Below are 18,609 nucleotides of genomic sequence, written 5' to 3' on the forward strand. Positions count from 1 at the left end.
CGATTGTTTCTATAGTTAGAACAGTGTCGCAACTATAGAGACAATGATGTTAGGCGGCACGGCGATTAGGGGAGCCATCAATGCAGATTCACCACAGGGGATATGTCTCCGGAGATCCGCGCGTCAAGGAAGCGGCCGGCTACGGAATCGACCGCGCCGAAGAGATTCCAGATGAAATGGACGTACTGATCGTGGGCACCGGTCCGGCAGCCTCGGTGGTCACCGCCCAGCTCTCGCGCTTCCCGAGCATCAACGCCCGCGCCATCGAGATGCGCCCGGGCCGCCTCGAAGTCGGCCAGGCCGACGGCATCCAGGCCCGCTCGGTGGAAACCTTCCAGGCCTTCGGCTTCGCCAACGAGGTCATCGAAGAGGCCTACCGCAACGTGGAGATGTGCTTCTGGACCCCGGACCCGGAAAATCCCGCGAACATCAAGCGCCATTCGCGCGCCGCCGATGATTCCACCGGCATGAGCGAATTCCCGCACATCTACGTGAACCAGTCCCGCATCCTGGACTACTTCCTGCGCGACGCCGAACGCGCCCCGGGCAAGATCACCCCGGACTACGGCGTGGAATACCTCGGCTGCGAGATCGACCCGGAGGCCGAGTATCCGGTGACTGCGCAGATCAAGTACGTGGCTGGCGAACGCGCCGGCGAAGAGCGCACCGTGAAAGCCAAGTACCTGGTCGGCGGCGACGGCGCCCGCAGCCAGGTGCGCCGTTCGCTGGGCCACAAGCTGCACGGCGACGCCGCCCTGCACGCCTGGGGCGTCATGGACGTCATGGTCAACACCGACTTCCCGGACATCCAGGTCAAATGCTCCATCCAGTCCCATGACGCGGGCAACATCCTGCTCATCCCGCGCGAGGGCGGCTACCTGGTGCGCTTCTACGTGGATTTGGGCGAGCTGACCGCCGAGGACGCCGGAGCCATCCGCAACACCCCGGTGGAACAGATCGTGGCCACCGCCAACCGCATCATCCACCCGTACACCATGGACGTGAAGAACGTCGCCTGGTTCTCGGTCTACGAGGTTGCCCACCGCATCACCGACGGCTTCGATGACGTCTCCGATGAAGAGCGCGGCACCCGCTGCGCCCGGGCCTTCATCATGGGCGATGCCTGCCACACCCACTCGGCCAAGGCCGGGCAGGGCATGAACGTGTCCATCCAGGACGGCTTCAACCTCGGCTGGAAGCTGGCCGCCGTGCTCGAAGGCCGCGCCCCGGATGCACTGCTGGATACCTACGCCGGGGAACGCAAGGTCATCGCGCAGAACCTGATCGACTTCGACAAGGAATGGTCCACCCTGATGGCCAAGTCGGTGGACGATTGGGAAGACCCTGACGAGCTGGAGAAGTACTACACCAAGACCCAGGAATTCCCTGCCGGGTTCATGACGCAGTACACCCAATCACCGATCACCGCCGGCACCGAGCACCAGGATCTGGCCCCGGGCTTCCCGGTGGGCAAGCGCTTCAAGTCCGCCGAGGTCATCCGCCGTTCGGATAACCGCTGGCGCCACTTGGGCCACTTCCACGAGGCTGACGGACGCTGGCGCATCTACGCCTTCGCCGATGCGGCAGCACCGGCACTGGAGGGCACCGCAATGGCCGACTTCGCCGCTTGGTGGAGCGCCGATCCGGCATCGCCGCGCAACCTGTACACCCCGGCAGGCGGGGACGAGGACGCGGTCTTCGACACCAAGGCCATCTACCAGCAGGACTACACGCAGGTCGAGCTGCATGATGTGCCCAAGGCCTTCCAGCCGCTGAAGGTCCCGTACGGTCTGCACGACATCAACCAGGTATTCGCAGCCGGCCACGGCCGCGACATCTTCCGCGACCGCGAAATCAGCAAGAACGGCGCCATCGTGGTGGTCCGCCCGGACCAGTACGTCGCCGGGATCTTCCCGCTGGATGCGCGTGAGGAGATCGCCGGGTTCTTCGCGGGGAACATGCTTCCGGCTTTCTGATCCAAGGACTACCCAAGCGTAAAAGTCGCCACTCCCCATGTTGAGTGGCGACTTTTTAATCGGAGAACCATTGATAAAGTTTATGCGGATACTTCAAATGAATGAGTGAATGATTCGCAATGACTAATTTCGCAGCAGCAATGGCCCGAACAGTAGGATCAGGACGTCGCGGGCGCACCTCGCACGTGCCGTTGCGCTTCGCGTTGGTCATGCTGGCCGTCGCAATCTTGGATATCGTCAACGCCATTATTGGCATGAAGCTGTCGACTGAGACGGGGACAGGGCAGGAAGCCTCAGCGGTTGCATTTATCGCCGCCGTGATGAAGCCGGGGATGGCGGCATTGGCAATGGTGGTGGCACTGGTGTTCGCTAAAGCTTGGGCCCAAGGTTCAGATATCGATGCGCAGTTTGAAACCCCACGCCCGCGGTTGATTGGAAAGGCGAGTAAAGCGGGCACCATCGGAGGTACTTTCGCCATCGTGATTGGACTGGCCACGGCGTTGATCGTGTGGCCAGATGTGCAAATGCTATTCGCGCAGAATCCAGCAGGGATGCAGCACGAAGCCGAGCTCATGGCCACTGGACGCTTCCTGCCATTGCCGATGCGACTATCTATAGTTCTTATCGCTGTAATTCTGTCGCTGTGGCTGGGAATCCAAGTACTTCGCAAGCGAATATGGGCGCGATATGCACTGATGGGATTCGGGCTTTCCTACCTCGTCTTCATGACCTTCGGTACGACATCGGTGGAATCCACGATAACGATGCTGCTGCTGACTCCGCCGTTGCTGATGTCTTTCTCACTGCCGGTACTCATGATTTGGGCCGAGATTAGAGACCGTGGCCGCGGTGGTACCCTCGGAGACAGCTGGCGGGGTTTGGCACTGCTTGTCTTGAATGCTGGGGTACTCATTTCTTATGTGGCAATGGAGTTTCGCGAAACCCCAGACATGGCTTCAGCGGGAGGACTCGCGATCGCTGGTTTTGTGCTCCCGTGGCAATCGCTGGTCATGCTGGTGCTGGCAATGTGGGCCATTAACAATGACCGGAACGAAGCATGGGCAGGAATCAACGCAACTGTCGTGGTGCTGACTCCACTTATCGTTTCGCTTGTCGCATTCGTGATTGGGGTTTCTACCCTGTCGAGCATGTAGAAGTCGACTGGGTTATCGATACAGGGCCACGTGCGTCGTGGACACCTCCAATCAAGGTCGTTGATAGCGGTCTGGAATTCAAGCGAAACACGTAGCTATCGCCATCCTGCCGTGTTGTCCCCAGGCACTGGTAGCCTCGGGTGCATGAGCGCACTTTTTGACACTCTGCCGGTTCGCCGCATCACCGAACATCCCAAGGCACCCATGGATCGTTCCGATTGGGCCGCCCAGATTCCGGCGGTGCAGCAACTTCTTGACGAGGGCCTTGAACTGGGCCAGCTGACTGTGCTGGTGGGGGAAAACGGCGCGGGAAAATCGACACTCGTCGAAGCGATTGCAGCGGCCTTTGGACTGAATGCCGAGGGCGGAACCCGCAACAGCATGCACCAGACCCAGCCCACCGAATCCGGGTTGTCCTCGCACCTGCAATTGGAACGCGGAGCCGGTGCGTCCAAGGCCGGAGTGTTCTTGCGCGCAGAAACCATGCACGGGCACTTCGCCTATCTGGGCTCCATCGGCTCGCGCGGAAAGCACAATTTCCAGAGCCATGGCGAATCCTTCGTCGAGTTCTTCACCGAGCGCTCGTATGTCAATGGGTTGTGGGTCTTCGACGAAGCCGAGTCAGCGCTGTCCTTCAATGGCTGCCTCATGCTGCTCTCGCATATTGCAGATCTGCTGCGTTCCGGTTCTCAGGTGATTCTCTCCACCCACTCGCCAATTCTTGCTTCCTTGCCGGAGGCGAGAATCTATGAAATTGGCGAGTGGGGAATCCGCGAATCGGACTACGACGAGTTGGACATGGTGCGGAACTGGCGGCTTTTCCTGGATGCCCCGGGACGGTACCTGCGCCATTTCAATGACTAGATTGCCGACGCAGCGTGGTCTTCGGTTAGAGCGGCGCTGCTAATTCCCCTAAGCTTTAAGCAACGGAAGACGAAGGGACGCACTATGGCCAAGAAGCGCTCAATTTGGGCTCGAATGTTCGGTATCGGCAAGGCTAACGCCAACGCCGCTTTGGATGCTCTGGAGGATCCGAAGAAGATGCTGGACCAGTCGGTTCGCGAATACACCAACAACATTGCCCAGGCCGAGCAGGCCGTTGCCCAGACCATCGGCAACCTGCGCATGGCCGAGGATGACCACTCCAAGCTCCAGCAGGAAGTAAAGGAGTGGGGCGGCAAGGCCCTGGCCGCGTCCAACAAGGCCGATGAGTACTCTGCTGCCGGCGATGCAGCCAACCAGCAGAAGTTCAACCAGCTGGCCACCGTGGCCATCCAGCGCCAGATGGATGCTGAAAAGCGCGCCAAGAACCTGGAATCGACCATCACCACTCAGCGTGAGGTCGTTGCCAAGCTGAAGACCGGTCTGAACACCATGCAGACCAAGCGCCAGGAACTGGTAGCCAAGCGTGATGAGCTCGTTGCCCGTGCCCGCAACGCCAAAACCCAGAACCAGATGATGGACACCCTCAAGGCGCTGGACGTCAATGACCCGACCAGCGAGATCAGCCGCTTCGAGCAGAAGATCCGCCAGGACGAGGCCAAGGTTCGTGGTGCCCAGGAGCTGGCGGCGTCCTCGCTGGATGCGCAGTTCGCCCAGCTTGAAGACCTCGGGGCTGCCAGTGAAGTTGATGCAAGATTGGCGGCGATGAAGGCCAGCAGCGCACCGCAGGATGTGCTGGAAGAAGCGGATGGCGCGGCCGCAATCGAAGCTGGACAGCCGCAGGTTTCCGAGATTGAAGCCCGCCTGGCCGCGTTGAAGAAGAACCAGGCCTAGCTTCTTGTGCTCTGCGGCAGGTTCGTATCGGACGTGATGTAGGGAATCTAGCTGGGAACGCAAAACCTCCCTTCCGCAGATCTGAATGGACCTGTGGAAGGGAGGTTTTGCCGTTATCGGAGCAAGATCAGTCTTCCCACGGGCCGGGACCCGAATCTTGCGGGTAGAAACTCGCGCTGCCAGCCGAGACCTCAACCGAGATCTTATTCGGCGAATCCTTGTCGGTGGCCAGCAAGTTCGAGATATCGCCAGCAGCAACATCCTGCCGCACATCGTAGGTGGCATCTGGCAGTTCCAGTTCCAGGGAACCCGCGCTCACGGTTGCTTCAATGAGTTCAGGAGCCTTGCCCGAGAGCGTCCCCTTCAAGTCGCCAGCAGAAATTTCGAAGTCGGCCTTCTGCACGTCCTCCAAGGAGATCTCAGCAGTACCGGCACCGATTTCCACCGTAGCGAATTGGGCGGTTCCGGAGATATCCAAGTCCCCGGCGCCTACCTCTACGTCCAGGTTCCTGAAGGAACCCACCGCATTGAAGTCGCCTGCGGCCAGATCGAACAAGGCATCCAGGCTGCCGTCATTCATTGACTCGGGCAAGGTGAGCACCGCAGCGTTCTCAAAGTTGCCGCAGCCAAAGAAGCACCAGTTGCCCCAGCCATTGGGTGAGTCGACTACCAGGTTGCTGCCCTCGCGCTTCAGCTTCCAGTCCCGGGAATTCGTGCTGTCCACATCCAAGGTGGCTTCATTGACCTCTGCGAAGCGCAGGTCGAAGTTTCCGGCCCCAGCGGAGATCTCCAGGCCGGTCACTCCCTGCACGCTTGCACTGTGGGTGGACTGGTCGCGGTTCAGTGCCGCGAACGCGCTGCGAGCGGAGCCGATCAGCAAGGTCAATACGACCAGGCCGCCGAGCACAGCGAGAATGATATTCAGCGCGTTGCCGCTGCTTTTGGGAGCACCGGGAGCCGGTGGCATGGGGCTTGGTTGTGTCTGAGTCATGATTCTGTCCTGTCGGTGTTGGTCGTGCCCAGGTTCTGGATATGCGCCAGGGCTGCCAGCACACGCCGGTTGCCCGTTCCATCGGCTTCCAAGCCGAGTTTCTGGAAGATGGAGGTGATGTACTTTTCAACGCTGGCTTCCGAGAGGAAGAGCAGTGCGGCGATGGCTTGGTTGGATTTTCCTTCGGCTACGGCCGCCAGCACGGTGCGTTCGCGGTCGGTGAGCCGCTGCATCCGGTCATCGTGGTTTCTTCGTGTCAACAGCTGTGCCACCACTTCCTGGTCGAGGATCGTTCCGCCGGCTGCGATCTGCTCTAGGGAAGCGACGAATTCGCTGACATCTGCCACGCGATCCTTGAGCAGGTAGCCGATGGCCCCGGAGCGGGTGGAAATCAATTCCGAAGCGTAGCGTTCCTCCACATACTGCGAGAGCACCAGCAGTGGCAGATCTGGGTATTTCTTGCGCACCTCCAGGGCTGCACGGATGCCCTCGTCGGTGTAGGTCGGCGGAAGCCGGACATCCAGAATGCAGATCTGCGGGAAGTCTTCTTCGGATGCCGAGTCCAAGAAGGGCATCAGTCCGCTGGCTTCTGGCAGGTCGGCCACCACGCGGTGGCCGCTGTGGTCGAGCAATCGGACCAGGCCTTCGCGCAAAAGCACTGAATCCTCGCAAATTAGTACGCGCATGGCACACTCACTTCCAATGTTGTCGGCCCTCCGGCCGGGCTGTCCAGGCTCAGGGTTCCGCCGGCCGCGACGATGCGGTTATTGATTCCGTCCAGTCCGCCGCCGGGGGTGATGCGCGCTGAACCCACGCCGTTGTCCTCGATGCGTGCCCACAGGCGGGGTTGCCCGTTAGTTTCGCGAACTCGCACGGTGACCAGGCAGCGCTGGGCTCGGGAGTGCTTGGCCGCGTTGGTCAGCGCCTCGGCGATGGCGAAGTACACCGCCGCTTCGGCGACGCGGGGGTAGCGTCCTTCCAGCAGCACATCGAGCTGGACCGGGATATGCGAGCGGCCGGCTACCGCCGAGAGTGCCGCATCCAGTCCGCGGTCATCGAGCACTGAAGCGTAGATGCCGCGGGTGAGCTGGCGCAGCTCGGTAATGGCTGACTTGGTCGAGGCGTGCGCCTCGGCCACCAGTTCCTTAGCCTGCTGCGGGTTGTCATCGATCTGCTGGTGCGCCAGGCCCAAGGTCATGGCTACCGAGACCAGGCGCGGCTGGACCCCGTCATGCAGATCGCGCTCAATGCGGGTGCGCTCAACCTCGGCGGCACGCACTGCGCCTTCGCGCTGCACCGCGGTGGAACGCACGCGCTCGGTCAGCTCGGTTTCCCGGGCCAGCGAGCCGATGATGCCTACGGAGATGCTGCGGTGCAAGAACCCTAATCCGACGGCCACGGCAGCGCCGGCTAGGGCCAGCAAGAACATCCATGGGGCTTGGGAAGCTGGGATTTCCCAGGAGAGCGGGCCGGGGACCGTCTCCACGCCGGCCAGCGGAGCGAAGGACAGAACGGCGAAGTGCACCGACCACTCCAGCGCCCCGAGCAGGATCGCCCCGAGCAGGCAGGAGATGACGAAGCTGCCAACGGCCGCCCACATCCTCCCGCTGGACAGTGCCCGACCTACCGAGCGGACGTATTCGCCAAAGCCCGGTCCCCGGCGCTGGGGCCAGCTCAGTGGGACCGCTTCGATGCCGTAGAGGCCGCTGATGCGCAGGATTTCAAAGCGTGCCAATCCGAAGAGGGCGGCAAGCAGGCCAACGAGCACGATCAGGCCTATGCCGAGGATCGGGGTCAGCCCGATGCCCACGGCAAGCCAAGCAACCAACAGCGTCAGGACGATAGTTCCGAAGCTTCCCAGCAGAGCCAGATGCAGCAACGTGTAGCCGAGTTTCAAAGGCGGGCGGGCCGTTGCGGTGCCCGGCAAGTTCCAAGGTGTCGAAGTCATACCTCAACACTAGAGCGCCCAGGTCAGCGCCAACACCGAGGGAACCGGAGAACTTCATTATGGAAAACCCGAAGAATTCGGCCTTTGAGGTTGGCAACCCTCTGGGCCTGGCGCAGGATAGCCAGATGGCACCGACTCAGGATGTTCAGGACACCGCTCGGCTGGGGCTGTCCATCAAGCCATTGAGCGAGGTTTGCATGGAGGACTTCGCAGCGGTAGTGAATCCTAAGGAAAGGGGGAGGCACTGCTGGTGCTTGTCGCACCGGCTGAGTGCTGAAGACATCACGGAGCGCGGCGCCGATGACCGGTTCGCCGCCATGCGCTCATTGAGCCATGAGCCGACTGCGCCCGGGCATTATCGCTTATCAAGACGGGGTGCCGGTTGGGTGGTGCATTATTTCACCGCATTCCCAGATCCCATTGCTGGCGAAGTCCACGCCGACCAGGCCGGTGGGCGAGGTGGATGCGTGGTGCATTATTTGCATGGTGGCACGTCCCGGAAACCGGCGCTAGGGAGTGAACCGCAGGAGGCTTCAAGGAGCCGTGGACTCTGCTCGAAGCCTTGGCACGCCGGCGGCGGAGGCCAACCCTGTTGATGCCGAGCGACACATGGATCTGACCATGGCATTCGCGGGAACCCGGAAACCATTCGAGCAGGCTGGATTCGAGGTCATCGCAGTCAGCGATGCCCAAGCAAGCCGCCTGCCCCGCTTGATCATGAGCAGGGTGCTCTAAGGATGCAAGCGGCAAGCATTTACCCTAACTTCAACTGCTGTCCGGGCGCTATGCACTTTCTCCGTCTAGCGTCGATAGCATGGGACGGCTGTTTATGGCGATCGGGGATTCCTTCACCGAGGGCGTGGGGGACTGGGAACCAAGGCTGCCCAACGGGGTGCGCGGCTGGGCGGACCGCGTAGCCAAGCAGCTGTCCAAAGCTGATCCGGAGTGGCAGTACGTGAATCTGGGAATTCGCAGCCGGCGGCTCAAATCTGTCATCGAGGAACAGATCCCCGTGGCCTTGGAACTCAAGCCGGAGGTGATTACCTTCTATGCAGGCGGCAATGACATCCTGGAGTTCCGCAAGGACATGAAGCAGTTCCTTGGCCAATACGAGCAAGCCGTCGACGCATTGGTATCCACCGGTGCCAAAGTCTTGTTGTTCACCGGGTTCGATATTCCCGTGCACCCGGTGCTGGCTCCATTCAAGCGGCGCAACTGGCGCTTCAATGAATGCGTGCGCCAGTTGGCGGAAAGCTATCCAGATTCCGTGGTGCTGGTCGATTATTGGAACTGGGATGCCTACCGGGACAAGCGCATGTGGGATATCGACAAGCTGCACATGAACCGTGCGGGCCATCGCTATATGGCGATCAGGATCCTGGAGATTCTCGGGTATCCTCACCAGCTCGTTTTCGATCCTTTCGGCGCCGCGGACCGAGTCGGCTTCTGGCAGGCCACGCAGCGCGACCTGGAATGGCTGCGGCAATGGGTGCTGCCGATGTTCGGCAGGCGCATGCGGGGCATTACGCTGGGCGACGAGCTGCGTCCGCGCTGGCCGGAACCGATGTACCCAGCCAAGGGGATGAAGAAGCAGTTCCGCAAGCGCCGCAAATCAGAAGAGCTGCGGCACTTGCGGAATTTTGAGATCCGCTAGCGGCTTTCTAGACCGGGTTCTCCATGGCCGCCGGGCTCATCCACGCGATTTCCCAGACGTGGCCGTCGGGGTCCTGGACCGCTGCCTGGTACATGCCGGGGAATGGCTCATCGGCGGGACGGTAGATGCTGCCGCCACCAGCCTCGGCGCGGGCGACGAAATCATCGACGTCCTCGCGGGTCTCCGCCGAGAGCGCGTTGAGGGCTTCGCGCAGTCCGCTCCCTAGCCCCGGCTTATCGCCGTTGACCAGGAAACCTGCAAAGAATTCCTGCTGAAGCACCATCACGAGGATGTTCTCGTCGATGATCCATGAGGTGGCGTTCTCATCGGAGAACGTCTCGTTCTTGGTGAAGCCCAGCGACTTGTAGAACTCGTCGGCTCTGGCCAGATCGGCGGTTGGGAGGTTGACGAAAATCATTCGGCCCATGGGTCTCTCGCTTCTGCATCGGTGGGAATTCCTTGGTGCAAAATCAACTTTGCTGGACGCGCGAACCCAGCGCAAGAGCTATGCGCGTTTTGCCTGCAATTGGAACAGGGCCCCGCCGGGCGCGCAGCAAAGTGCGGCCGAGCGGGGCCCTGGATCAAAGCCTGGATTATTTGGAGGCTTCGGGTATTGGCGCTGAAACTAGATCAGTGCCTTGGTGATTTCCAGCGGAATGCGATCGCGGGTGTAGGTGATGTGGTCGTAGCCGTGCGGCTCGGGCTTGCCATCTTCGCCGATGTTCACGAAGACGATCTTCTCGATGGTCAGGATCGATTCCTGGGTGAAGATGTTGCGCACCTCTGCGCGCAGGGTGACCGAGGTTCGGCCGAAGTCGATGGCGGTCAGGCCCATTTCGATAAGGTCGCCTTCTTTTGCCGAGGCGATGAAGTTGATCTCGGACATGAACTTGGTGACAACGTGCTTGTTGCCCAGCTGGATGATCGAGTAGATCGCAGCTTCTTCGTCAATCCAACGCAACAGGCTGCCGCCGAACAGCGTGCCGTTTGCGTTCAAGTCTTCTGGGCGAACCCACTTGCGCGTATGAAAAGTAATACCCTTAGCCATAAGCAAAATGTTAAGTCAAACTAGGTACTTTGCGCTGTTAGATGTTCCACAATGTAGCTGAAAACACATGTGATCCGATCCGTATGCCGTGGCCAGCTGGCAAGCGATAATGGATAGAGCGGGCTGTTCCGTAGATGCCTTTCGCCCAAGCTGTTGGTAGGGTCAAAACAAGTATCAAAACGCAGTTCCCAGTAGAAGGAAGGTGAAAATGAACTATCCCTCGGAGGGGAATAACGAAACCATTCCCACCGACTTCGACGACGTCGTCCAGCATGTTTCGACCGGTGCGTTGGAACACGACCGTATCGACGCGCTGCTCCAAGAAGCCCATGAGCGCTACGCGGATGCAGATGAGGGCCTGCTGGCCCACTACATTCCGATTCTCGGCCAAGCAGACCCAGATCTATTCGGTATTGCCATGTCCCACGTAGGCGGTTCGGTGCATACCGTCGGTGACTGCGATTACCAGTTCTCCATCCAGTCGATCTCCAAAATGTTCGTCTACGCGCTGGTAGTCCAGGAGCATGGACGCGAAGAAGTGCGCGAACGCATCGGCGTGAACAACACCGGCATGTCCTTCAACTCTGTGATGGCCGTGGAACTGAACAACGGGCATCCAATGAATCCCATGGTCAATGCCGGTGCCATCGCCACGACGGCGATGATGCCCGGGAAAACCGCTGCCAAGAAATGGGAGAACGTGCGTGAAGGCCTTTCGGCTTTTGCCGGACGTCCGCTGACGCTGGATGACGAGGTCTACCATTCCGAGTCACTTGCTAATGAGCGCAACAAGGCGCTAGGCCGGTTGCTCAAAAGCTATGGACGGCTGGAAAACGACCCGCACGACGCAGTGGATGTCTACACCAAGCAGTGCTCGCTGAACGTCACCGCACATGATCTGGCGGTTATGGGCGCAACACTGGCTGATGGCGGGGTGAACCCGGTAACGGGCAAGCGAGTAGTGGATGCGGATGTTTGCCGCGATACTTTGGCGACAGTTGCTTCCAATGGTCTTTACGAACGTTCGGGGGAGTGGCTCTTCGAGATCGGCATTCCAGCCAAGTCTGGTGTCTCCGGTGGAATCGTCGCGGTAGCTCCGGGCAAGGGTGCCATTGGCGCATTCTCTCCACCATTGGATATGGCGGGCAACTCGGTGCGTGCGCAGCTAGCTATCGGCCAGCTTTCACGAGCCATGGGCCTGAACCTGTTTGCTTCGGCCCCAGAAAAGCGGACCTGAGATCATTGTCTTCGTGAGTCGACCTATGCTTCATGGGTGACGCAGGTTAGGACAACACCAAGTCCGAGGAGACTTACCTCTAAGAGTTCTACCTCGATGGTATCGCTGACCCAGTCAGTGCCATCGAGGTATGGCGTAATTTTTACTGTTGTGGTCACTCCGGCTTTAAGTACACCCGACGGTTTGTAAGTGTAAGTATTTCCATCGACGATGTCGCTGCTGTCAGTGTCTAATCCGATTGAAATAGTACTGCCCCAAGAAACGGCGTACTTGATGGAACCTTCGGCAAAACTTTCTGCGCCAGAAGGTGGGGCCCAATTCAGGACTACCCTGTCAGATAAAAGACCGCCTAGGAGTCCGCTGTCCTGGCAAGTCATTTGGGTGAAAGTCCCGAGGTTGGCAGCGGACAACGTTGTTTGGGTGAATTCATGATCAGTCCATGCCGCCTCTGTTGAAGAGATTCGATCTGTTGCGACGCCAAGAAGCAGGGCCGAGGTGATCGCGAGCGCAGGAACGGTCAGAAGTGCCTTGCGGGAATTGCGATGGTTTCGCTTTTTCGAGTTAGGCATCAATATCACCGGGAACTTTGGAACGGCGAGCCAATAGAGTTCCCAGAGCAAGGGTGACAAGGCCTAAAACGCTAAGCAGGAGCACGTTCTCAACGCCTGTAGGAGGAAGTGCCTTATTCTCCTCTTTTGGCGTGGACGGAATGTTGGGGGTGTCGTCGGGGCTAGTGGAAATTGTTTCCCCAGCGCCTGAAGCGCTAAGCCAGATGGAAGCCGAAGCATCCTGAACAGCTTTGGCAGAATTAGTCGCCAGATGTCCGGTGATCACGACTCGTTGTTTCGCCGAAGCGCTGAAAGCAACGATTTTCCGCTCTTTTCCCGCGTTAAAATCTGCGGCTTTAAAGTGCTTGGTTTCCCACGGCGAGCCATCAGGGCACCCGGAGGCCAAGGACAATTCGGGCTGCACTGCACAATTGGTGACAGCCAAAGTTAGTGGAAGCATTGCATCGCTCTGATCTGGGCCGGACATAATCGATAACTCGATCGTTCCATCGTCCGGAGCTACTGACCAGGTATCTACAACCCAGCTGGCAGAGCTCCCAGGGCTCATCTTCTTCATCTCTGCGGAAGGCAACGACTCCATCTGCAGGTGCTGACCCGCAATGCGGACCGACTGCTCGCCAGAAACCTCGGACGGCATGAAAGCAGTTACCGAAGCAAACAGTAGCAGGGGGACGGCCAAGGATTGAACCCCTCCTTGTTGGGGCTTGAGAACGCGAGTTTCAGCATCCTCCGCTCCCTCATCGCGCGGCCAGAACGCCCATACTACGAGGCCAGCGGCACCGAGAGTCAGGCCCCCCAGCAAGTACGGCGAGGTGAACCATTGGATTACTGGAGCGATCCCCGGGATGGAAATGAATACGCGCTTTACCGTAGGGACGCTGTATGGCTGGACATCCGCAGTATCGTTGGCGTCGCCTTGCATCCGGAAAACAGCGACCCCGTCATCTCGGATTTCCTGGATCTCGATCACGCGGTGCGTGACCGGAAGTTCGCTTTCCTTCTGCTGGACGGTGACGATATCTCCCACCGCTATTTCTCCAGCGGGAATTTCCTTGACGAAGGCGATAGAGCCGGCAGCGATGGTAGGACTCATCGAGCCGGTCCGGAACATCATGATGGAGATGTTTAAGGCGATTCCGAGCACGACAAGGACCAAACAGATGGATCCTCCAATGGCCAACAATGTCAGTCCGAAGTCGACCAAACGCGTTGCCAAGCGGGGCTTGGCTGCTGTTTCGGTACGTTTCCGGATCAACTCTTCCTCTATCCATGCCTATTCGCGGACGGTGCAAGCAGCTCGCATCGGGCGGTTGCCTTGACGCGAGCTGCTGTGGCCGTAAGTGGGGTCACCTGCACTCAGTGTGCCCGTGGGCGCTTATTCGACGGAGGTAGCCTCAAACTGCCATGTCGCATTGTTGACCTGACCTTCATCAAGACCTGCTCCGGCGTGGACTTGGAAGCACAAGGTCACAGGAGCTCCAGCTTCAGTAGTGCTGGCACCTTTAGCCAGGTTAATCACGGTTGCGCCAGAGACAGATCCGAAAGCCGTGCCGTTCGCAATAACTTCGTTGCCAGCAGCTGGGATGGCATCCTCGGTGCAGGCTGCCATGTTATCGACGATGAAAATGCCGTAGGTGAGGTTTGCGGAGTCACCCGGTGTTGTTTCAGTCGCCGACGAACTCAGTAATTTGACTGTTGCGTCATAGGTGGTGCCCGCGGCAGTGCGCAGTGCAAATGCGCCAGCAACAGTGGTGTCCGGGCTCAAATTTTCAGCGGGATTTGGACCGTCTGGATCAAGAGAGAAAGAGATGGCGGCTGCTTCTCCTGGTATTTCGTTATCGCCCCATGCTGCGCCATCGGTACTGCCTTGGACGTTGAATGAACCTGCGGTGAAATTGCCAGTGGCCCATTCCTGATCGGTCCAGGCGGCCAGCGTTACCGCTGCTCCAACACCAAGGACCAGTCCGCCTGCGAGCAGAGCTTTGACCTTACGGGACTTCTGGTTCGAAGCAAAGGCCATGAAATTACCTCCTGAAGCGTGTGAGCAGTCCGCAAGAAAACGTGGACTCGTCTCCCAAATTAGCAAAAGGAAGTTGACGCTTCAATATTTCCAGTAGAGAATAGTCCCCTTGAAGGATAAATTGACCGGACGGATACAGTCCGTAGGCGCACAGGATATTTCCTGGAGTTCCAAACTAGCCGACAGGCCTACAAAGTTAGACAACTGGGTTATGCGCGAGTTAAGACCCGAACCTAACCCAAACCAACCGCTTGACGCCGTTCGAGGAATACCGGCTTGGCGATTGAACGCGACGCGGAGAACTTAGCTTCCGTGCTTCGCTGGCCTAATGCCAGGGCTGCCAGGTCTTCGCCAATGGCGGGAACGAACTTGAAACCGTGTCCGCTGAACCCAGCTCCCACCGTGAGCGGTCCGAAGCGGTCCAGGATGAAGTGCTCATCCTCGGTACTCGCGTAGGTGCAGGAGACGGATTCGAACGTAGAGGGGTCTGCGCCGGGCAGCCAGCGCTCAGCGTATTGCTGAAGACCGCGGATCTGCTTATCGATCACTTGGTGCGGACGGTGATCGGGATCGATCACGGAACCGGAACCGTGCCAGCCGACCTTGATGCCTTCGCCCGGGGTATGCATGCCGTAGATCGGACCGAACACCGGCGACCCGATATCGCGCGAGGGATCGAGGACGTGGTTGAACCCCGGCCAGGCTGCCGGTAGATCCGTTGCTGCGAAGTGCACCGGATGCTCTTCGGTCACATGGATCGCGGGAAGATGAACAGCAACGCCCAGCAGCTTCTGGGTCCATGCGCCGAGAGTGCAGATGGCATGACGGGCACGGATGCGCTGTTCCGAAGCGCCGTTGTGGAAGCTGACTTCAACGCAGTCCTCGGACAGAACAGAAATCGAGGTGACTCGCTGGCCATGTTTGATCGCTGCTCCGGAACTGCTGGCAAGCTGCTGCAAGGCAGTGACGGTAAGATCCGCATTGATCTGGCCGCCAGCGGGGACATGCAGGACTTCGGTTTCGAACTTCATCCCGGCAAAACGATCTTCTGCCTCGGAGATGCCCAGCAGTTCGCTATCGAACCCTGCTCGGGACAAGGCGGTGTGCATGGCGTGCTGTTCGGTGACGATTCCGTGATTGACCAGCCCGGTGCGTTTGAGTAGTTCAGTGCCTGCCAGAGAGGAAATCTCATCCCATAGGGCATTGGAACGCTTCAGCAGGCGCACGTATTCCGGCTCAGAATAGGCAGGGTTGAAATTCCGGGTAGCTCCATGGGAAGCGCCCTGAACATGCCCCGGGGAGAAGCGTTCCAGCAGCAAGACCTCATGGCCTGATTGAGCCAAGGACCAAGCAGCCGCCGAGCCCATCGCTCCGCCACCAATCACCAGAAATTCAACATCGTTGCCCATCCCCTCAGCTTAAGATCCCAAGATCACTGCCGTGGAACCGGAAGTCTCATTGATGCTCAGATAACGTAATAGAAGACCAATACGTGAATGGAGACGGTGTGGAACTGGCAGCAGTGCTCGGATTGGCCGCAGCCGTCTTCATCGGAGCTTCAACCCAGCGGATTTCCGGAATGGGCTTTGCCCTGGTTTCCTCTCCTTTCTTGGTGATGGTGCTCGGCCCGCACGAAGGCGTCATGCTGGTGAATCTGTTGGGCGCCTGCAGCAGCCTGCTGATCTTTGCCCAAGTCTTCCGTCAGGTTGAGTACAAGAAAGTGCTGATCCTGCTGATCCCGGCCATGCTCATGACACTTCCTGGAGCCTGGGTCGCAGCAGCGTTGGATGGGCCGCTGCTCTCCGTAATCATCTCGATCATGGTGATCCTCGCACTGGCCTCCAGTTTCATGATCCGCAATCTGCCCATGGCTCAAAGCAAATCACTAGCCGTTGGAGCCGGCGCAGTTTCCGGCTTCATGTCAGTTACCGCCGGAGTTTCCGGCCCGGCCATCGCCGGGTATGCGATAGCCAGCCGTTGGCCGCAAGCCCAATTCGCCATCTCCGTGCAGCTGTACTTCCTGGTGCTGTCGTTGACTTCGCTCGTAGCCAAGGGCGGGATGCCTCAACTGCAGTGGCAACAGTGGGCGGGTTGCTTCGCTGCCATGGTAGTTGGCATCCTGCTGGGCAACTTCTTGGCACCGAAGATCCCGGCTAAGTACAGTCGTGCCTTCGTCGTGCTCATTGCCTTCAGCGGTGCGGTGAGCCTGATGGTCAACGGATTCATGGCCCTGTAGCCCCGAGGGCGCTGAACGCGGCCGGGTACGTTTTAGCAAAGAAAATGAGAGAATGTACTACGTGCATTCCCAATATCCCGATGTCATTCTCAGCAAGCGAGTCACCGAGCTCGATATTGAACGCCGGGCCCTCTGGGCCGGTTTGTTCTGCTCCCTGTTTGGGTTGATTGTAGGATTCATCGTTTTCGCCGGAACACGTCCGGCATTATTTGGGAGTTTATCTGTCGGTGCCGTTTCGGCAGTCACCGGTGCCGTCTCCGCAGGAACCAGCAGCGCCTACGCCTTCCGCACGATGCTGCGTGCCCGCGAGCCCTGGCTGAAAAGAATCCCCAAATGGCGTCAGGTAGTGGTGGCGCTGGGCCTGGTACTGGTACATGTAGCCAGCACCGTGATGATCCTTCTGGTGGTCTTCCACCTGTTCCAGCAGGCCTTCTACGGGCTGCACTTGGACGTGCTGGCAGGGTCGCTGGCGGTCGCCGCGGCCACCGGCATCGCGGCGTATCTGTCGTTGGAAGCCACCGCGCGTATCAACGCTGAAACCTTGTCCGTGGTCTTGGGCATTTTCATGGCTGCCGGCGTGCTGATCAGCATGCTGCTTGCCGAAGACCAGGGCTGGTGGAAGAGCATGTTCTCCTCGCTGGGAACAACCCAAGCAGGCATGGGCTCCTTCTGGACCTTCAACCTCACCCTGGTGATTTCCGGACTGGTGCTGGCTGCTTTTGCCGAGTTTCTGACCCGTGACTTGGTGCGCCTTTCCCAGACCTACCGCTGCCGCCCGAGCCTGGAACGCTACAAGCTGGCACGGATGGTCCGTCCACGTCCGCGAATCGTGCGCTGGTGCCTGCTGCTGGTCGCGGTCGCCATCATTGGCATTGGAATGGTGCCTTACAACCTTTCGATAGAAGGGCACTCGGCATTCGTGCAGTTGGCCTCGATCTCGATGATTATCCTGCTGCTTGGCACCGTGGTGCTGCTGCCGGGGTATCCAGCGGTGTTCCACCTGCTGTCCTACACAGCCGTTGGCGCCATCTGGGTCGCCTTCCTGTTGTGGACTGAATGGTCCTATTACAACCTCACCGGCTTTGAGCTATCGGTAGTTGCCATCTTGTTCAGCTGGATCTCCGTATTCATCCGAACCACCTCCGCAATGACCCAGGACCGTTTGGCGCCGCGAACCACCCATTCTCCATCCGAAGTTGCCAAGAAAACGAAAAGTTCCTAGCCAAACAGGTGTCCAAGAGCCGAGCAGTGAATATCCGCCGGAAGGCTGAAGAATTTAACTGTTGATGGCCGGTAGCCTGAAAATATGTTGATCACAGAGAAGCTCTACCTGTTGATGGCCAGCGACCGCGAAAAGCCGGAGTCGGTTGTATCAGCTACGGGGTACGGGATGAATGCGGCACTCATATCCGATTTGATGATCGCCGGCCGCGTGGCGCTCAGCGATGACCAGCAGCGGCAAATCCAATCGATCGGTGCCGGGCCATGCCCAGACCCTGTCCTGGCAGCTCCACTGGCAAAGCTTGAGAAAAAAGAGCAGCTCTCATTGGATGAAGCGGTCAGGATTTCTGGCCTGTGCGATGCGCGATTGGTTACCGATTCCCTGGCCAAGGCTGGCATCGTGGAATACGGCGAGCGGACCATGCTCGGGATGGGCAAGAGGAGCGTTCGCATCATCAATGAGCAGATCCAGCGGCAAATCAGGGCGGACTTGCAGGCCGCCTTGCATGGGCACAAGACTCCGGGGGCCAGTGACATCACAGTCTTGTCAATCATCCAGGCGATTGGGCTCGCCCCGGAAGTGCTCAAGGACGAACTCGCTCCGATGAGTACGGGCCAAACCCAAGCACGGATCAAGGAACTGGCACAGGATTCCCCGGTGGCCGACTCTGCGCAACGGGCCGTCGCCACCATGAACGAGGCAATCACGACCCAGCGCATCATTCCACCAGCAACGGGTAAAGGCTAGCCGTTTCTTGAATTTCACCCATGGCCTCAGG

The 18,609-nt window shown here is 59.1% G+C and carries 19 protein-coding genes; 10 read left to right on the plus strand and 9 right to left on the minus strand.

Annotated features, from left to right (window positions below; genetic code table 11):
- Window positions 1-80 precede the first annotated feature (80 nt).
- From AB4Y71_RS02270 to AB4Y71_RS02285, 4 genes are all read left to right on the plus strand, one after another.
- Window positions 81-1,976 (plus strand): FAD-dependent monooxygenase, encoded by a 1,896-nt coding sequence (locus tag AB4Y71_RS02270; RefSeq protein WP_441717662.1) that lies wholly within the window; start codon window positions 81-83, stop codon window positions 1,974-1,976.
- 209 nt (window positions 1,977-2,185) lie between these two features.
- Complete coding sequence (locus AB4Y71_RS02275) at window positions 2,186-3,130, plus strand: hypothetical protein (RefSeq protein ID WP_441717664.1); 945 nt, start codon at window positions 2,186-2,188, stop codon at window positions 3,128-3,130.
- A gap of 144 nt (window positions 3,131-3,274) precedes the next feature.
- Entirely contained in the window at window positions 3,275-3,994 is a 720-nt protein-coding gene (locus tag AB4Y71_RS02280) for an AAA family ATPase (protein ID WP_102599184.1), read from the plus strand.
- Between the two features lie 84 nt (window positions 3,995-4,078).
- Window positions 4,079-4,906, plus strand: a complete 828-nt coding sequence (locus AB4Y71_RS02285) for a PspA/IM30 family protein (RefSeq protein WP_441717666.1) — start codon at window positions 4,079-4,081, stop codon at window positions 4,904-4,906.
- 127 nt (window positions 4,907-5,033) lie between these two features.
- Here AB4Y71_RS02285 and AB4Y71_RS02290 read toward each other — a convergent pair whose 3' ends face one another.
- The 3 genes from AB4Y71_RS02290 to AB4Y71_RS02300 are packed head-to-tail and all read right to left on the minus strand — an operon-like array spanning window position 5,034 to window position 7,845.
- Entirely contained in the window at window positions 5,034-5,897 is an 864-nt protein-coding gene (locus tag AB4Y71_RS02290) for a DUF4097 family beta strand repeat-containing protein (protein WP_441717668.1), read from the minus strand.
- The gene (locus AB4Y71_RS02295; RefSeq protein ID WP_013350383.1) at window positions 5,894-6,583 is read right to left on the minus strand and encodes a response regulator transcription factor; all 690 of its coding nucleotides are present in this window, start codon (window positions 6,581-6,583) and stop codon (window positions 5,894-5,896) included. Before AB4Y71_RS02295 ends, AB4Y71_RS02290 begins: the two co-directional genes overlap by 4 nt.
- Window positions 6,571-7,845: a histidine kinase gene (locus tag AB4Y71_RS02300; RefSeq protein WP_441717670.1), complete on the minus strand. Its 1,275-nt coding sequence runs from the start codon at window positions 7,843-7,845 to the stop codon at window positions 6,571-6,573. Before AB4Y71_RS02300 ends, AB4Y71_RS02295 begins: the two co-directional genes overlap by 13 nt.
- Before the next feature lie 543 nt (window positions 7,846-8,388).
- Here AB4Y71_RS02300 and AB4Y71_RS02305 point away from each other — a divergent pair.
- Both AB4Y71_RS02305 and AB4Y71_RS02310 read left to right on the plus strand, forming a co-directional pair.
- On the plus strand, window positions 8,389-8,580 hold the full coding sequence (locus AB4Y71_RS02305; protein ID WP_441717672.1) for a hypothetical protein: 192 nt from the start codon (window positions 8,389-8,391) through the stop codon (window positions 8,578-8,580).
- Window positions 8,581-8,659: 79 nt separating this feature from the next.
- Window positions 8,660-9,499: an SGNH/GDSL hydrolase family protein gene (locus AB4Y71_RS02310; RefSeq protein WP_441717674.1), complete on the plus strand. Its 840-nt coding sequence runs from the start codon at window positions 8,660-8,662 to the stop codon at window positions 9,497-9,499.
- Window positions 9,500-9,506: 7 nt separating this feature from the next.
- On the opposite strand, the gene AB4Y71_RS02315 is transcribed toward AB4Y71_RS02310, so the two are convergent.
- Window positions 9,507-9,926, minus strand: a complete 420-nt coding sequence (locus AB4Y71_RS02315) for a VOC family protein (RefSeq protein ID WP_013350380.1) — start codon at window positions 9,924-9,926, stop codon at window positions 9,507-9,509.
- 198 nt (window positions 9,927-10,124) lie between these two features.
- Window positions 10,125-10,547 (minus strand): acyl-CoA thioesterase, encoded by a 423-nt coding sequence (locus AB4Y71_RS02320; RefSeq protein WP_105552734.1) that lies wholly within the window; start codon window positions 10,545-10,547, stop codon window positions 10,125-10,127.
- Between the two features lie 208 nt (window positions 10,548-10,755).
- Here AB4Y71_RS02320 and glsA point away from each other — a divergent pair, with 208 nt between their 5' ends.
- The gene (glsA, locus tag AB4Y71_RS02325; RefSeq protein WP_013350378.1) at window positions 10,756-11,784 is read left to right on the plus strand and encodes a glutaminase A; all 1,029 of its coding nucleotides are present in this window, start codon (window positions 10,756-10,758) and stop codon (window positions 11,782-11,784) included.
- A 23-nt stretch (window positions 11,785-11,807) separates the two neighbouring features.
- Here the strand turns inward: glsA and AB4Y71_RS02330 are convergent, their stop codons facing one another.
- From AB4Y71_RS02330 to AB4Y71_RS02345, 4 genes are all read right to left on the minus strand, one after another.
- Window positions 11,808-12,353, minus strand: a complete 546-nt coding sequence (locus AB4Y71_RS02330) for a hypothetical protein (protein WP_441717676.1) — start codon at window positions 12,351-12,353, stop codon at window positions 11,808-11,810.
- Window positions 12,346-13,608, minus strand: coding sequence for a signal peptidase I (locus AB4Y71_RS02335; RefSeq protein WP_441717678.1), 1,263 nt, complete (start codon window positions 13,606-13,608; stop codon window positions 12,346-12,348). Before AB4Y71_RS02335 ends, AB4Y71_RS02330 begins: the two co-directional genes overlap by 8 nt.
- Before the next feature lie 120 nt (window positions 13,609-13,728).
- Window positions 13,729-14,373, minus strand: coding sequence for a SipW-dependent-type signal peptide-containing protein (locus AB4Y71_RS02340; protein ID WP_441717680.1), 645 nt, complete (start codon window positions 14,371-14,373; stop codon window positions 13,729-13,731).
- A gap of 233 nt (window positions 14,374-14,606) precedes the next feature.
- Window positions 14,607-15,782, minus strand: coding sequence for an FAD-dependent oxidoreductase (locus AB4Y71_RS02345; RefSeq protein ID WP_441717681.1), 1,176 nt, complete (start codon window positions 15,780-15,782; stop codon window positions 14,607-14,609).
- Window positions 15,783-15,880: 98 nt separating this feature from the next.
- Between AB4Y71_RS02345 and AB4Y71_RS02350 the strand changes: the two genes are divergently transcribed.
- The 3 genes from AB4Y71_RS02350 (at window position 15,881) to AB4Y71_RS02360 (ending at window position 18,578) form a co-directional block, all read left to right on the plus strand.
- A complete protein-coding gene (locus AB4Y71_RS02350) occupies window positions 15,881-16,609 on the plus strand; it encodes a sulfite exporter TauE/SafE family protein (RefSeq protein WP_441717683.1) in 729 nt (242 codons plus the stop codon).
- 61 nt (window positions 16,610-16,670) lie between these two features.
- Window positions 16,671-17,831 (plus strand): hypothetical protein, encoded by a 1,161-nt coding sequence (locus AB4Y71_RS02355; protein WP_441717685.1) that lies wholly within the window; start codon window positions 16,671-16,673, stop codon window positions 17,829-17,831.
- An 84-nt stretch (window positions 17,832-17,915) separates the two neighbouring features.
- Complete coding sequence (locus AB4Y71_RS02360; protein ID WP_441717687.1) at window positions 17,916-18,578, plus strand: GOLPH3/VPS74 family protein; 663 nt, start codon at window positions 17,916-17,918, stop codon at window positions 18,576-18,578.
- Window positions 18,579-18,609 lie beyond the last annotated feature (31 nt).

This window comes from Glutamicibacter sp. MCAF14 (assembly GCF_052114325.1).
In the GTDB taxonomy this organism is placed as follows: Bacteria; Actinomycetota; Actinomycetes; order Actinomycetales; family Micrococcaceae; genus Glutamicibacter; species Glutamicibacter arilaitensis.